Here is a 14,413-nt window from a genome sequence, read left to right on the forward strand (position 1 = left end):
TTTTCTCTAAAGCCCGTGACCAAACGGGATGTTTTAGGTCTTTCACACATTTCAGCTTTTATCATATGATTTATTATGAGATGTGATGGAGGAGTGTTTATGGAGAATGAAAAGCAAGTGAATTCCTCTGATTTTCTTGAAATAGATGATTGGCTGAATGTATTAATGGACGATCCTTTTGCATGGTATGACGAACAGCTCCCAATAGATCTTTATGAAACGAGCCGTGATTATATTATTGAGATCGACCTCTCCACCCTATCGATCACTGATTTAAAACTGACCTTTTCCGGATGTGAGCTCATCCTCGCTTATTTGATTGATGAAAGAGAACAGCCGATTGAAAAAAGTGTCATACTGCCTTTTTATTTGAATGACAAAGACATTGATACAGATTACGAAAACAGAATCATATCAATCAAAATCAAAAAGGATGCCCATCGTCAAGACGGAGCATTTTCCTTTCAAATGCCGCACTTCAAACATTAAGAGCCCGCCTGTATACAGGCGGGCTCTCTTCCGTTCGTTTCAAGTCAATACCTTGTGCGAACCACCATGGCCAAATAGTAGAGTCGCTATACAATAATGTATTCCTTTTCTACTAAATGGTTTGGGTCATTCTAGTAAATGGGCGTCTCTTGATCAAAAAAGGCGTTTATAGAGAAAAAACACATACATTTTTGTTATTTTCTTCTACCTTCCCTTCATGTAAAATAGAGTAGAGAGAAGGGATATAGGGAGTGAGAACATGTTAAGCGGCTGGTTTTTGTGGTTCATTTTATTTTGGGGTACAGTGATGATTGGATTACTAGCAATCGGTGGCTTTTTTATGTTTCGCAAGTTTTTAAAACGATTGCCGAAAGAAGACGGGAAATCAGAGCTTGATTGGCAGGATGAATATATTCAAAAGAGCCTGCACCTATGGCGCGATGAAGACAAACAGCTATTAAATGAGCTAGTATTACCGGTTCCAGAGCTGTTTAGAGATGTCGCCAAAGAAAAAATCGCCGGTAAAATTGGCGAGCTGGCACTAAAAGAACAAGCGGCCAGCATTAATTTAGACTTAATCATTCGCGGCTATATTATCGCTACACCGAAGCGGGATCATAAATTTCTACTAAAGCGCCTTCAAGAAAAAAAGATCGACCATTCCCCATATGAATCTTTATTAAAATAACCTCCTTTTAAAAAGGAGGTTTAATTCATTTGGACCTGCTGCGGATCTAATTGTTTAGACAGCTTTCTAAACGACAAATACATCGCAACCCGCCAAGGGACAATCATGCCAAAGGCTAGAATCCAAAACATCCCGCTGAGCGCACCATAATCAATGGAAGAGCTTAAAATCGTCTTCATTCCGATACGAAGGACAAGAAGTCCAATGAGAATAAACACAAATGCTTTTGAACGTTTCAAATAGATTTCATTGCCTCTAATTTCAAATTTCGATGTTTTAATTAAAAAGATAGAGAAAAACATCCCTACAGTAATCGCCTCTAAAAATTCAGCTCCAGTTACTCGAAACATTGGCACAAAAAACATCAGTGCTCCAGTGCTCATAAAGATAGGAGGTAATATAATTTTTTTCGCGGTTGCAGGTTTTGCAGATGATTTAATGCGAATAAACATGACGGCTACCGCCATACATACCGCCACTATAGAAGAAATTATGATCATCATATCAAATCATTCCTTTATTCTTTAAGGTCAGCCTATGTATAATATACTCCAATTGACGAAAAAAAACCATTCGCCGCGACTGTAGAAAACGATTTCAAAAACCCGTAAATCCTCCAAATAATGATGAGAACATAATAATGATCCATGTCAGAAGATCAAAGAACAGCAAGATCCCTACTACGATCATAATAATCCCGCCAGTTTTCATGATGAGCTGCTGACGCTTTCTGATCCAAGCCATTTTTGTGATGAAAAAGGAAAGAACAAAAAATGGGATAGCAAAACCTAATACATACGCAATCATATAGGTCACAGCGGACTCTGGCTTGTTGCTGGCAAGTGTGATGACAGCTGATAAAATCGGGCCGGTACATGGTGTCCAACCAGCAGCAAAACCCATTCCGATGAGAATCGATCCAAAAAAACCGGCTGGACGATTTTTAAACTGCAACCTCTTTTCTCCCATTAAAAAAGAAGGCTGAAATACACCAAGAATCATAAAGCCAAAGAGAATAATAAGAATGGCACCAATTTGACGAATCGCATCTTGATATTCAATGAAAAACTTCCCAACAAACGATGTCCCAAATCCAATGGCAATAAAAATGAGAGAGAACCCAATTAAAAAGAATAATGTATGAAGCAGACTTCTTCTTCTCAGCATCACCTTCTCAGATTTCACTTCATCTATACTAACGCCCGTAATATAGGATAAAAAGGCTGGATAAAGTGGCAGACAGCACGGTGAGATAAAAGATAGAAACCCTGCTCCAAACGCTAAAAAGTAATTCAAATCTGACAAAAGAACACCCCCTTCTTACAATATACAATAAGAGATGACAAATTCATTTCATTTTTTTTACATCATCTCAATAAAGATGGTCTAATCTCTTAAAACCTTATATAATTTAATTTGACATCAAGATACCAAACCCTTTAAATTTGAAAATAAACCTTAAAATGGATATAATAGAATCGATTCTTTTTATCAAGATTTGCATGAAAGGAACATGACTTTGGTAAAAACATCATTATTAACTCAAATTGAAGAAAAAAGAGAAGAGCTGATGAAAGTTGTCTTGCATAATGGGATGACATCAACAGTGACCATCGAACATAGCCAGCAGCTAGATCATCTCCTCTTACAATATCAACGACACTTACACTCAAACTCAGCCAACTAATGATATCTCAAGATAGAAACAAATGCCGCACGATTTTAGAAAAGTTGATATGTGTGACAATAAAAGAAACGAAAACCTCTGCTCACAGTGGTTTTTTGTTTTGTCTTTAACGAACGGTTCACGGCAAAATAAAAACCACTTTCCCTGCTTTATTCATGCAAGTACAGTGGTTTTATGCGTCTGATGAAGGTGACTTCAATAAAGAAAGGACATCGCTTGTCCAATCTTTAGGGACCATGTTCCATCTATGATCATAATAACGTACGTATTATTTCGCTTGGTTGTTCATGGCTTTCATCATTTGATTGATTTTCTTTTGGGACGGTTTCATGCCCATTTGCATCATCATCATTCGAAGCATTTGTTCATTAATTGGTGGATTCTTTTTCAAGTAGCTCATCATATACTTACGAGCAATAAAGAATCCGAGTGCAACTCCTGCAAGCAGTGCAACAACGCCTACAAGGATGACAACCCATAAATCCATAATTCTTCCTCCTTCATGTTGTCTCGTATAAAGTGTACTAAACAAAAGGCTATTATACAACATTTCACGTTCAATTTTATTTTTTTAAACAAAATTCCTCACTTTTACCGGATTGAGCCACCCGTGCTTCTTTGATCCAAAGTCCATAGCCAGGAAACAAGGACTAATTTTTCTGAGTACTTCAAAAAACACCGCTTCTGCCTCATAACTGCCTGTGGCAGACATTTGAATGTAACGGTCTTTTATAATGAATGCGGCTGTGCCTTTTCCATCTGGCAGCGATGCACTGTATATTGAGCCTATTTGTGTATAGTGAATATTGGTTAAATTGTTCATTAAACGCTGGTGCATATGAAAAGCAGGGATTCGTTTCGTTACATAATCCACTTGCTTAACAAGCATGACTAATTCGTCATCACTGCGATTCGTCCAGTGTAACGATTCAAACAAATGAAACAAGATAGATTCTCTACCAAAATAATGATGAGCAAACTCATCTTCAATCCAATAAATATAATAATGGCGTTCCATGTCTATCCCTTCCTTTCACATTTCGTCAATCTCGCTTATTGCTTGTATTATACAAAAATGTGAAAGAAAGAATTGTCTATATATGAAGCAAGAAGAAACTAGTTTTGTCAAAAAAACAAGAAAAAAGAAAAAAGTTTGCAGAGCATAGTGAAAAGCTCTGCAAACCGACTGCAAAAAAGCATGATGCTTGGAGACTGATTATTTATTCAGCTTTGCTTTTACGCGGCTCACCACGTTGCTGACAGTGAAACCGTATTTTTCAATAATGGTTTCGCCTGGTGCAGAAGCGCCAAATTTATCAATCGCAATCACATCGCCATCAAGGCCAGTATAACGTTCCCAGCCAAGTGAAGCACCCATTTCGATTGCAACACGTGCTCTCACTGCTTTAGGAAGAACGGACTCTTTGTATTCGTCTGACTGCTCATCAAAGCGATCCCATGCAGGTAAGCTCACGACAGAAACGCGAATGCCTTCTTTTTCAAGTGCCTTTTGCGCTTCAATGGCTAAACCTACTTCAGATCCTGAAGCAAGTAGAAGAGCTTCTGGCTGTGCATCAGCTGCTTCAACGACGACATATCCACCTTTTTCTACGCCTTCATACGCCTTCTCTGGTGATTGATCAATCGTTGGAAGGTTTTGACGAGTAAGAACAAGCGCTGTCGGTTTATTCGTTGAAGATACAGCAATTTTCCATGCTGCAGCTGTTTCGTTTCCATCAGCTGGACGAATAACAGAAAGGTTAGGCATCGCACGTAATGAAGCGAGCTGTTCAACTGGCTCATGCGTTGGTCCATCTTCCCCAACCGCAATGCTGTCATGCGTAAATACATAAGTGACAGGAAGTCCCATTAATGCAGCAAGACGAATGGCAGGTCTTAAGTAGTCTGAGAAAACAAAGAATGTTCCGCCGAATACACGAAGTCCGCCGTGAAGTGCCATACCGTTTAATGCTGCACCCATTGCGAATTCTCTCACACCAAACCAAATGTTTCTGCCAGCGTAATTCTCTCTGCCAAAGTCAGTTGTATTTTTAATGGTTGTTTTATTTGATCCAGCAAGGTCAGCAGACCCGCCAATAAAGAATGGTACTTGTTTTGCAATGCCATTTAATACTTCTCCAGAAGAAGCACGAGAGGCAAGGCTTGAACCTGCTTCATAAACAGGAACCTCTTGATCCCAATTCTCAGGAAGTTTCCCTTCAATCGCAAGCTTCAGCTGAGCTGCCAGTTCTGGATACTCTTTTTCATATTGCTCAAACAGTTCATTCCACGCTGCTTCTTTTTTCTGTCCAGCGTCTTTTACAGCTGTTTTGAAATGATCGTACACTTCAGAAGGTACATGGAAATCTTCTTCAAACGTCCAAGAATAAGCTTCCTTCGTTAGCTTCGCTTCCTCACTGCCAAGCGGTGCACCGTGCACCCCAGACGTTCCAGCGCGGTTTGGAGATCCGAAACCGATTGTCGTCTTCACTTCAATAAGTGTAGGTTTGTCTGTACTTTGTTTGGCTTTTTCAATAGCAGCCGTCACTTCGTCAATGTTATTGCCGTCTTTTACATAAAGAACTTCCCAATTCATCGCTTCAAAACGATTCTTCACATTTTCAGAGAAAGAACGATCGAGGTCGCCATCTAAAGAAATGTCGTTTGAATCATAAAGAACAATTAAACGGCCTAAGCCTAAATGACCAGCAAGTGAAGCAGCTTCAGAGGAAATACCCTCCATTAAGTCTCCATCTCCACAAATGCTGTATGTATAGTGATCCACAACATTAAAGTTATCTTTGTTATACGTTTCTGCAAGATGTCTTTCTGCAAGTGCCATTCCTACCGCCATCGCAATCCCTTGTCCTAAAGGACCTGTTGTCGCATCTACGCCCTCTGTATGTCCAAACTCAGGATGTCCAGGTGTTTTGCTTCCCCATTGGCGGAATTGTTTTAAATCTTCGATGCTCAGATTGTATCCGCTTAAATGAAGCATGCTATATAAAAGCATAGAGCCATGTCCCGCAGATAACACAAAACGGTCTCTGTTAAACCAATTTGGATTTTGCGGACTTACGTTTAAGTGATTCGTCCATAAAGCGTACGCCATTGGTGCAGCGCCCATCGGCATTCCAGGGTGACCGGAATTCGCTTTTTCAATTGCGTCTATGGAGAGAGTACGTATTGTTGCAATAGATTTCAATTCAATCGTTTCCATATAAATCCCCTTCCGTATCTTGTGTACACCATTATCATAAATCTACTGTCCTTTTTTCACAACTATTTCACGCCGAAAAAGAAGGATTTTGTCACATTTAGTTTATCGATCACCTAAAAACTTATACAAATATGAAAAAAGATGAGAATATTCCTCCCATCTTTTCAAAAATCAAGAAATGATGACCTTTAGTGAAGATTCTGGTCTCTTTCTCTTTTTAATTTTTCTGGTGTGACATCGTTTCCTTCTGGATCGACGATTTTCACGGTTTTGAGTGTATTTTTCATAGAAGAACGAAAAGCCTTTAAATATTCCTCTCTTAATTGCTTCTGTTCTGTTTTCTCAGCGTCCGACAAACCGGCCTCTTTCGACTTTTTTGAAAGCTCATTGATTCTTGCAAGCTGTTCTTTAGAAATCATGACAAACTCCTTTAAAACATTTTCTCTACATACTACTAAATATCAGTCATTTTTACAACAAATCACGCTTTAAGTCGCAAGCCCTTTTTCATATTCTTGGTACCTTCTATGGACGGTTGCTTTTGAAATGTCAAAACCAAGTGCCTGCAATGTCACTGCAATTTCAGCGAATGTCATGTTGTTTTTTCTTAATCGAACAATTTCAGAAATCGGTACTTCAATACGTTCGCGGCCAGGCGCTTGCTCTTGATGTTTTAAATTTAGTTCGGGTTGATACCCTCGCTCAACAGCTTTTTTCATCCCACGCTTAATTTTCAAATTATGAATTTTCCGCTGATACTCTTCTACAACGCCTACAATTTCAATGACCATCTCGTCTGCTTCTGAAAGCTCAAGCTCTCCTCTATGAAATACGCTGTACACCTTGACTTTTTCTTTAAACAGACAATGAAGAAGAGCGATTTTCGCCTGCCCTCTTCCAAGGCGTGTCTCATCTTGAATGAGAACAGCATCGATTTCTTCCTCTTTCAGCGCAGCCAGCATGTCAAAAACACCGTCACGATCAAGATCGTATCCACTCGCTTTTTCTTTAATCACTTTGACTACATTCATCTTGTGCGCTGCAGCTAAAGCAAGCAGTTCTTCTTCTTGTCTTTTAAGCGAGGTTTCTTGCTCTTCTTTGGCAGTACTTACTCTCGCATAAATGATTGCATTCATGTCTTCAATCGACCTTTCTACTGTACTGTTGCAAGTTGATATACGACTGGATGCTCATTTTTAACTGGAATGACAAGGATGTCTCCAGGCTGGATGTCAGTTGAAGCGAGATCATTGTGTTCAGTTACCCAGTCAATAAAAGCATTTTTATCGATTGATTTACTGTCGTTTACTTGATCAGCTAATCCCCAAAGAGTATCACCTGATTGAACCTCTATTTTAACATATTGATTTGGATCATTATGGCTAGTGACTGCAATAAGTGAGAGAAATATGCCTACGATGAATGAGAATAGCCCAATAAAAATAATAGATTCCTTTAACCTCATAATGTCATCTCTCCTAATAGAATGTGTGTTCGTTCTTTCTGACACTCATTATAAATACGAACAAACGTTTCTGTCAAACGTTTTTTTTCGAACCTATGTTTGTACTGTTAGGAAAAACATGCTATAATTTCTTTAAAATTGACGTTTTGAGGTGCAAAAGATGACGAAGCTATCAAAAAGACAACTCGATATCCTGAAATTCATAAAAGAAGAAGTAAAAAGCAAGGGTTATCCCCCATCCGTTCGTGAAATTGGCGAAGCTGTCGGTCTAGCATCAAGTTCAACTGTCCATGGACATTTAGCTAGACTAGAAACGAAAGGTTTAATTAGAAGAGACCCAACGAAACCTAGAGCGATCGAAGTACTAGATGAAGAGGAAATGAATATTCCAAAGAGCGCTGTAATGAATGTTCCAGTCATCGGAAAAGTCACAGCAGGCTTGCCTATCACGGCTGTTGAGAATGTAGAAGAATATTTCCCACTTCCAGAAACTTTTGCAGCGCCAGATGAACAAGTATTTATGCTTGAAATTATGGGAGAAAGTATGATCGATGCAGGTATTTTGGACAAAGACTACGTCATTGTGCGTCAGCAAAGCACTGCCAACAATGGAGATATTGTGGTGGCTATGACAGAAGAAGATGAAGCAACAGTGAAACGTTTTTATAAGGAAGATACACACTTTAGATTACAGCCTGAGAATCCATCAATGGAACCGATTATTTTACAGAATGTGAGTATACTAGGTAAAGTGATTGGCGTATTTAGAAATATTCATTAAAAAAAGCCGGTATTTCATCAACTGCTGATGATAGCCGGCTTTTTCTTTTATGAACAAGAATATGCAAGAATACTAGAGCTTGGGAACGAGCCAAATGTAAAGTTCGGCCATATGAAACCCGTTGTACGGCCAAAAGGCTGCGAGGAAAGAACATACATGAGAAATACTTGACCGTTTCTAAGGAACACAATGGTCCACCTTCTATTACATCCAGCTGCAAATTGAACCGTTTGCTGGCTTCCGCCTACACTCTGCCCTGCAATGAGCGGCTGCATACTTTGAGGCTGAGAAACTGCTTGTTGATATTGCGAGATGATATGCTGCGGCGGGGCTGGCGGGACCGATTGTCCTCCTGCTCCTTGCCCTTGCCCAGTCCCTCCGAATGGCAAGCCGGGAAATCCTCCAACTTGAGAAATAGGAAACGCCGGCATGCTTTGTACCTGCCGATCGTACAAGTACCCATTCCACGTACCTTCATATGGATTATACATATTAAACACCACTTTCTTAGACATTCATCACGACAGTATATGTCATACATAAAAAAAGAGTGTTGAAGAGACAAATAGAAATCTTTCCAAAAGACGTTTTATTCTTCTTTAGAACGGTTAAATATTAATGAGGAAGAAAAAAATAAAAAAATGAAAACTTTTTGTCTCCCTCAAACGTTATATATGTAGAAAGAAAAGAAATAAAAAACATTTAGATTTAATACTTGTAATATCTATGTAACTATTGTAACATTTGTAACATAAGAAGTTTTCATTGAGAAAAGGAGGCAATCGCCTTGAAAAAATTATTTGTTTTATTAACCGCTATTATGCTTATGATCTCATTACAAACAACAACACTGGCCGCTTCCAAAAAATCAGCCGCTTTGACAAATAAAGAAGCGTTACATATTGCCCTTGATGCAAGAGAACACTTTTGGAGTGCGATGTCAGGCTACAACATTAAAGAGCATTCAGATTACAAATTAAAATCATTTACTTATAAAGATATGACTTACAACTACCTGTCTAAAACATTTGATACAAAGAAAAAACTAAACAGCTATCTATCTCAAGTTTTCACAAAAGATGCCATTACTCACGGTTTAAAAGACTATCAGTTCATCGTTCATAAAGGTAAAATGGCTGTGCCAGTTGGTGACGGAGACAATATGCTTAATTGGGATAAGGCAACACCTAAACTCGTCTCTAAGAAAAGTACAATCCGCACATACGAATTCACAGTCCCAACACTTGATGGACGCAAAGTAAAACGTACTGTCACTTTCGAGAAAGTACAAAAGGATTGGAAAGTAACAAAAATTGACGCTGTGATCTAAATAAAAACCAGGCCGTTTACTAGGCCTGGTTTTTATATGGATGAAAATTCAGTCATACGATCTAAAGCGTGAGCAAGTGATGAAGCCGTTTGAAATTCATTAAAAGGCAGTCCAAGCTGTACAGCCGTTTGAGCAATTTCTGGTCTAATGCCTGAAATGGTCGTATCAACCCCAATTAACCGAAGTGACGTGACAAGATCAAAGATTTGATGTGCTACCATCGTATCAATGATGACGACACCTGATAAATCAATACATAAATGTTGAACACCTTTTTGCGAACACTGTTTTAATGTATTTTCTAAGATAATCTTTGCTCGCGCAGTGTCAATATCTCCAACTAAAGGCAATAAGGCAACATGACTTTTTAACACAATGACTGGGGAACTCAGCTCATAAATCATGTCTCTTTGTGCAACGAGTTTATTGGTGGTATTTTTCACATATTGCTGAATAAAGACATGAATTGAAATGTTAAATGCCTCAGATATCAAATCATACCAATAAAATATTCGGTCAATGTCAATATCACCTTGATGCTGTTTTATAAACTCTTTTAAGTAATGAAGAACCACTCTTTGATTGGACATATACTCTCTCACGACGTAATCTAATGGCGTGTTCAAGTGCTTCGGATCACTTGCTAAGTCTTCAGACCATTTTTTAAATTTCGTATGTAAATACGTCTTGTCTTCAATAAGTGCGCGTATAAAATGCTGATAATAATCTTGATTTTGCCGTTTTAGCTCTGCTATGATGCTGGAATCTGTTGAACGATAAATGGATTCTGGATCATCATCCTCAATTGATTCATACCATGTTTCAGTCAGTTTCTCTGCATGTTGCATGAAAAAATCGTATAATGCACGGTTCTTTTCCATAAGCATATGTCCCTTCACATTTTCTACTTGTCAGTCTTTGTACCTGATGGATTGATTGTACCACTGAATCTTTTGTACCTGCTAGCTCGAATACGCTCCTGTTGAACAAAAAGAGCCCCTCTCAAGGAGCCTCTTGTCTATGTTTATTTGACAATAAATAAAATTCGTTTCCCGTCAGGATACCCACTGATTTGATGCCCGACCCATGAACCAGCGCCTCTATTATCTGATGGACTGACATATTGAACGCTCGCCCCCTTTCCTCCTTCAAGACACACCGCCATCGGCCATTCATCCCGGTCAAAACCAGGTTTTGTGGGAATTCCTTTTAATGATTCTTGCCTGCGGGCATCTGCCCCATTTCGGTCAATGGTACACACGTCTGAGTGTCCTTTTCGAATAGCTTCTTGAATATGACTGCCTGTTTCAGGATACCGTTCCTTAGGAAATTGAATCACATGATCATAACGATCTGCCCCTTTTGCTGAACGATCCTCTCCAAAACCACCTAATAACGCACCCATCCAAATGACAAAACAAAGAACGACAGCAGCGATCCAGCCTTTTCTCATCTTCAAAAGCTCGTGACCTCCTCATACTTTTGATGAAATGATGTTGACTTGAAGGGAATGAGTCATTTTTAATGTATGAGTGGCTGAGTGATGACATGTGAAAAACATGAGCTGAATCTTCCTAGATACTGATCCATAAGAAAAAACGAATGATCTCTTCATCATTCGCCTTGTTCTACTTAAGATATTTCATCTACTCTATATAATGTTTCGTTTTGTGAAGACATCTCGGACGGCATCCCCTCTTCAGCTGATGAGGATCGTTTATATTCTTCAGATGAGATGACTGTACCATGTGATTTAATCCAACTCACCAATTTGCTGTTAGCTGATGACTGATTGTCTGGTAATAAAAAGTATTTCACCTTTCCTTGTTGAATAAGTGCTTTTAATTTGTTGACAGTCAAAATAGGATCTGTCCCATTAAAACCGCCTAAAGCCATGACATTCTCATCTTCATCAATGATATATGGCGCTGCGGTAACAGTCGTAAGCGTTGCAAATAAATACGTTTCACCTGTTTGATGAGCCTTTAAATAAGTGAGTAAGCCTTGATCGACACTAGATGTAAACATGTTCCCTCCTCGTGAACTAGCCAGCTGTACACCTGCTTCTGGAAGAACAGCATTTCCACCATATATGATTGGGGTGGCGGACCAAAAACCCGGAAACAGTAACAGCGTTGTCAAAGCAGTGATGAGCAGTCGTTTCATGATCAATTGTTTTTCTCTGTACATCAGCAATAGGATAGCGATACTTGTTCCCGCAATCGCAATGGCATACATCCAAATACTACTGATTTGAGTCGTATAGTTACTCAAAATATACCCTTGGAAGATGGCTGTAACAGCGATTGCTGCTGGAAGCAAATACGCAGATACTCCTTTGTTTGCCTTAAATAACTCTCCCATCTTCTTAGCTCCTATGCCGCATAGTGCTGCAATAGGCGGGGCAAGCATAATGAGATAGTAATGGTGAAAGAAACCCGCAATACTAAAGAATCCGGCAGCAGGAATCAGCCATGCTGTCCAAAACATCGTTTGTTTCCATTCATTTAATTGAGCTTTTCTCTCCTTCAACCAACTGATGATCATCCCTAAAAGTCCAAACAAAGCAAACGGCAGCATCCAGCTGATTTGACCTGACAATGCAGATTGAAATAAACGAAATATACCGGGATTCCCAGTGCCATACATATTCATGCTTTGTTGACCTACAGCACTTCCAGGCGGAGAACCACCATCTGGACCATGTTGAGGTGGCGTCATTTGATTTTGGGATGGCGGCGGCTGATTTCTGTTTGACTGATCCTCTGACGAATCGCCTAATCCAGAATTGTCTGGCATCACCATACCTGCTTGCTGGTTCATGTCACCAAAGGATTTCCCTGTCGTCTGACCAAGCAGCCGTTCCGTGCCGTTATACCCAAAGGCAAGTTCTAACACTGAATTTGTTTGACTGCTTCCCACATAAGGGCGCTCACTTTCAGCTGTCATATCTACAGTAACTGCCCACGATAGAGATAAGCAGGCTAATACGACGATCGAGCATAAGAGAGAGAAAATTTTCTTTTTTAACGGTACGCGAGCAGAAATGAAATAGTAGAAAATAAATGCTAGAACGACCATAAACGCTTGCAGCATCTTCATATTAAATCCTACCGCTACCAAAGCGAAGGCCATAAGAAGCCAGCGCATCTTTCCGCTTTTTACAGCACGCATTAAGAAATACGTACCCGCAAGTAATGTGAAGACGAGCATACTGTCTATATTGTTCGTTCTACTCACAGCTGCGGCAATTGGTGTGAGAGCCATAACGGCCGCTGACACCCTTGCAGCACCTTGACCGAAAGCCGGTTTTATCATGAGATAAAGAAGAAGAACAGATCCCACTCCAGCAAGTGCCTGCGGCAATATCACACTCCATGTATGAAAACCAAAAATAAGTGCACTGATGGTTTGAATCCATAAAACGACGGGTGGTTTATCAATTGATACGAATCCAGCTGCATCAAATGAGGCATAAAAAAAGTGATGGAAGCTTTTGGACATACTTTTGACTGCAGCTAAATAATATTGATTGGCACTGTCATTCTGCCAAATTTGATAGGTGTAGAGAAAAGCTGCAATCAATAAAATCAACAACAATATCATATCTATTTTTTTATTTTTCACTCATATCTCTTCTTTCTTTATCATTTATTTCATTCAGCATAGCTTTTAAATATGAAATAGTGATGAACAAAAAAAGAAACTTTTCTGCATTTGACGATAAAAAAAGCCTGTCCCCTGTAAAGGAAACAAGCTGATTGTTCTATTTTTATTGCGCCTTCGCATAGTTGATAAATTCAACAAAGGCAGCAGTCGCTTTTGGTCCGCCGTTGATCGTTCCGTTTGAATAACCCGCATTATGGACCCCGACGATTTGTTGGTTCTGATCTAGCATCGCAGAGCCAGAGTTTCCGCTAAATGTATCGATCGTATAGTATGCGAGATTCGTATCTTCTCTCGTGACTGGACCTGACATTTCCCATTGTGACACTTTGCCAGTCGATCTCATTTTATCACCTGGATATCCAGAAATTTTAATCGTTGTACCTGTTAGATTTGTCACTTGACGAATAGAGCGATAGCCGACCGTATTTCCAATGTTCGTATCTGTTTTAATGACGGCAAAATCATATTGACTCGCCCCCGTGTTGATATATCCACTTGGTACATAGAATTCGGTCATGTTTGCTGAGCCGTTCACAGCCGTGCTGTCATTCATGCCTGGGTAGACAGACCCTTTTGCACTATAGCTTCTTGTGGCTGTATTGTAGACGCAGTGTCCGTTTGTCAATATTTTGTTTGGAGCAATGAGTGTTCCTGTGCAGCTAGATCCACCAAATGTAATATAGGCAATAGAATTATAGGGTGCTACTCTTGTATTCGTCACTTTTGTTCTACCATCGTCTCCAATGACTACTTTTGTTTGAAAGTCTTTTAAATATTTTGTGAGTGGTTTTACTTTTTCGCCAATAGTAGAAGAGAGATCATCCACTTTGTCAAAGGATGAGGGGGTTTTCATATCGTTGTGGAAGTCAGCTGAAGAAATCACCTTTCCGTCAGAAGTCACCATGTCATAATCAGACGTAAGTACTGAATCAGATGCTGCATGGGCAAAACTAGGCACACTTAAAGCACCAAAAACGAGTAGAGAAGGGATTAATTTTTTCACCTTTTTCATCATATTCCTCCTTTATGTCCTATATCAAAAATGATACGATTGTTTCATATTGGAGTAAATGAGAGAATATTC

General features: G+C 39.4%; 18 protein-coding genes. 5 read left to right on the top strand and 13 right to left on the bottom strand.

The window, feature by feature from the left end:
• The first annotated feature begins 99 nt into the window (after positions 1–99).
• Complete coding sequence (locus tag N521_RS14590; protein WP_035391929.1) at positions 100–489, top strand: Hsp20/alpha crystallin family protein; 390 nt, start codon at positions 100–102, stop codon at positions 487–489.
• A gap of 259 nt (positions 490–748) precedes the next feature.
• Positions 749–1,177 carry a DUF2621 domain-containing protein gene (locus N521_RS14595; RefSeq protein WP_007499335.1) on the top strand — a complete coding sequence of 143 codons (429 nt, stop codon included), beginning with the start codon at positions 749–751 and terminating at the stop codon, positions 1,175–1,177.
• 20 nt (positions 1,178–1,197) lie between these two features.
• Here the strand turns inward: N521_RS14595 and N521_RS14600 are convergent, their stop codons facing one another.
• Complete coding sequence (locus tag N521_RS14600; protein ID WP_008357842.1) at positions 1,198–1,680, bottom strand: CcdC family protein; 483 nt, start codon at positions 1,678–1,680, stop codon at positions 1,198–1,200.
• 94 nt (positions 1,681–1,774) lie between these two features.
• On the bottom strand, positions 1,775–2,482 hold the full coding sequence (locus tag N521_RS14605; RefSeq protein ID WP_007499338.1) for a cytochrome c biogenesis CcdA family protein: 708 nt from the start codon (positions 2,480–2,482) through the stop codon (positions 1,775–1,777).
• A gap of 208 nt (positions 2,483–2,690) precedes the next feature.
• On the opposite strand from N521_RS14605, the gene N521_RS14610 reads away from it, so the two are divergent.
• Entirely contained in the window at positions 2,691–2,864 is a 174-nt protein-coding gene (locus tag N521_RS14610) for an aspartyl-phosphate phosphatase Spo0E family protein (protein WP_369810454.1), read from the top strand.
• Between the two features lie 268 nt (positions 2,865–3,132).
• On the opposite strand, the gene N521_RS14615 is transcribed toward N521_RS14610, so the two are convergent.
• From N521_RS14615 to yneA, 6 genes are all read right to left on the bottom strand, one after another.
• Positions 3,133–3,351, bottom strand: coding sequence for a YneF family protein (locus N521_RS14615; protein ID WP_003212379.1), 219 nt, complete (start codon positions 3,349–3,351; stop codon positions 3,133–3,135).
• 84 nt (positions 3,352–3,435) lie between these two features.
• A complete protein-coding gene (gene sirA, locus N521_RS14620; RefSeq protein WP_007499339.1) occupies positions 3,436–3,882 on the bottom strand; it encodes a sporulation inhibitor of replication protein SirA in 447 nt (148 codons plus the stop codon).
• Between the two features lie 198 nt (positions 3,883–4,080).
• Positions 4,081–6,084, bottom strand: a complete 2,004-nt coding sequence (tkt, locus tag N521_RS14625; RefSeq protein WP_035391935.1) for a transketolase — start codon at positions 6,082–6,084, stop codon at positions 4,081–4,083.
• A gap of 188 nt (positions 6,085–6,272) precedes the next feature.
• Positions 6,273–6,503: a DUF896 domain-containing protein gene (locus N521_RS14630; RefSeq protein ID WP_008343816.1), complete on the bottom strand. Its 231-nt coding sequence runs from the start codon at positions 6,501–6,503 to the stop codon at positions 6,273–6,275.
• A 69-nt stretch (positions 6,504–6,572) separates the two neighbouring features.
• Positions 6,573–7,220 (bottom strand): YneB family resolvase-like protein, encoded by a 648-nt coding sequence (locus N521_RS14635; RefSeq protein ID WP_017359583.1) that lies wholly within the window; start codon positions 7,218–7,220, stop codon positions 6,573–6,575.
• A 17-nt stretch (positions 7,221–7,237) separates the two neighbouring features.
• Entirely contained in the window at positions 7,238–7,549 is a 312-nt protein-coding gene (gene yneA / locus N521_RS14640; RefSeq protein WP_035391937.1) for a cell division suppressor protein YneA, read from the bottom strand.
• 160 nt (positions 7,550–7,709) lie between these two features.
• On the opposite strand from yneA, the gene lexA reads away from it, so the two are divergent.
• Positions 7,710–8,330, top strand: coding sequence for a transcriptional repressor LexA (gene lexA / locus N521_RS14645; RefSeq protein WP_007499350.1), 621 nt, complete (start codon positions 7,710–7,712; stop codon positions 8,328–8,330).
• A 47-nt stretch (positions 8,331–8,377) separates the two neighbouring features.
• Here the strand turns inward: lexA and N521_RS14650 are convergent, their stop codons facing one another.
• Positions 8,378–8,821, bottom strand: coding sequence for a hypothetical protein (locus N521_RS14650; RefSeq protein ID WP_008343821.1), 444 nt, complete (start codon positions 8,819–8,821; stop codon positions 8,378–8,380).
• 296 nt (positions 8,822–9,117) lie between these two features.
• On the opposite strand from N521_RS14650, the gene N521_RS14655 reads away from it, so the two are divergent.
• Positions 9,118–9,660 (top strand): IseA DL-endopeptidase inhibitor family protein, encoded by a 543-nt coding sequence (locus N521_RS14655; RefSeq protein WP_017367324.1) that lies wholly within the window; start codon positions 9,118–9,120, stop codon positions 9,658–9,660.
• A 32-nt stretch (positions 9,661–9,692) separates the two neighbouring features.
• On the opposite strand, the gene N521_RS14660 is transcribed toward N521_RS14655, so the two are convergent.
• From N521_RS14660 to N521_RS14675, 4 genes are all read right to left on the bottom strand, one after another.
• Positions 9,693–10,541, bottom strand: a complete 849-nt coding sequence (locus N521_RS14660; protein ID WP_017367323.1) for an STAS domain-containing protein — start codon at positions 10,539–10,541, stop codon at positions 9,693–9,695.
• 143 nt (positions 10,542–10,684) lie between these two features.
• A complete protein-coding gene (locus tag N521_RS14665) occupies positions 10,685–11,065 on the bottom strand; it encodes a NucA/NucB deoxyribonuclease domain-containing protein (protein ID WP_224559893.1) in 381 nt (126 codons plus the stop codon).
• Between the two features lie 227 nt (positions 11,066–11,292).
• Positions 11,293–13,287, bottom strand: a complete 1,995-nt coding sequence (locus tag N521_RS14670; protein WP_035391939.1) for a glycosyltransferase family 39 protein — start codon at positions 13,285–13,287, stop codon at positions 11,293–11,295.
• Positions 13,288–13,432: 145 nt separating this feature from the next.
• On the bottom strand, positions 13,433–14,341 hold the full coding sequence (locus N521_RS14675) for a trypsin-like serine peptidase (protein ID WP_008343827.1): 909 nt from the start codon (positions 14,339–14,341) through the stop codon (positions 13,433–13,435).
• Between the last annotated feature and the right edge of the window lie 72 nt (positions 14,342–14,413).

Origin of the sequence: Bacillus sp. UNC125MFCrub1.1, from assembly GCF_000701305.1 — a bacterium.
In the GTDB taxonomy this organism is placed as follows: domain Bacteria; phylum Bacillota; class Bacilli; order Bacillales; family Bacillaceae; genus Bacillus; species Bacillus altitudinis.

Excerpts from the sequence above, each read along its gene's own strand:
- N521_RS14650 (WP_008343821.1), bottom strand. The coding sequence starts at position 8,821 with ATGTATAATCCATATGAAGGTACGTGGAATGGGTACTTGTACGATCGG.
- sirA (WP_007499339.1), bottom strand. The coding sequence starts at position 3,882 with ATGGAACGCCATTATTATATTTATTGGATTGAAGATGAGTTTGCTCAT.
- N521_RS14590 (WP_035391929.1), top strand. The coding sequence starts at position 100 with ATGGAGAATGAAAAGCAAGTGAATTCCTCTGATTTTCTTGAAATAGAT.
- N521_RS14630 (WP_008343816.1), bottom strand. The coding sequence starts at position 6,503 with ATGATTTCTAAAGAACAGCTTGCAAGAATCAATGAGCTTTCAAAAAAG.
- N521_RS14610 (WP_369810454.1), top strand. The coding sequence starts at position 2,691 with ATGACTTTGGTAAAAACATCATTATTAACTCAAATTGAAGAAAAAAGA.
- N521_RS14615 (WP_003212379.1), bottom strand. The coding sequence starts at position 3,351 with ATGGATTTATGGGTTGTCATCCTTGTAGGCGTTGTTGCACTGCTTGCA.
- N521_RS14665 (WP_224559893.1), bottom strand. The coding sequence starts at position 11,065 with ATGGGTGCGTTATTAGGTGGTTTTGGAGAGGATCGTTCAGCAAAAGGG.
- N521_RS14600 (WP_008357842.1), bottom strand. The coding sequence starts at position 1,680 with ATGATGATCATAATTTCTTCTATAGTGGCGGTATGTATGGCGGTAGCC.
- lexA (WP_007499350.1), top strand. The coding sequence starts at position 7,710 with ATGACGAAGCTATCAAAAAGACAACTCGATATCCTGAAATTCATAAAA.
- N521_RS14595 (WP_007499335.1), top strand. The coding sequence starts at position 749 with ATGTTAAGCGGCTGGTTTTTGTGGTTCATTTTATTTTGGGGTACAGTG.
- N521_RS14675 (WP_008343827.1), bottom strand. The coding sequence starts at position 14,341 with ATGAAAAAGGTGAAAAAATTAATCCCTTCTCTACTCGTTTTTGGTGCT.
- tkt (WP_035391935.1), bottom strand. The coding sequence starts at position 6,084 with ATGGAAACGATTGAATTGAAATCTATTGCAACAATACGTACTCTCTCC.
- N521_RS14660 (WP_017367323.1), bottom strand. The coding sequence starts at position 10,541 with ATGGAAAAGAACCGTGCATTATACGATTTTTTCATGCAACATGCAGAG.
- N521_RS14635 (WP_017359583.1), bottom strand. The coding sequence starts at position 7,220 with ATGAATGCAATCATTTATGCGAGAGTAAGTACTGCCAAAGAAGAGCAA.
- yneA (WP_035391937.1), bottom strand. The coding sequence starts at position 7,549 with ATGAGGTTAAAGGAATCTATTATTTTTATTGGGCTATTCTCATTCATC.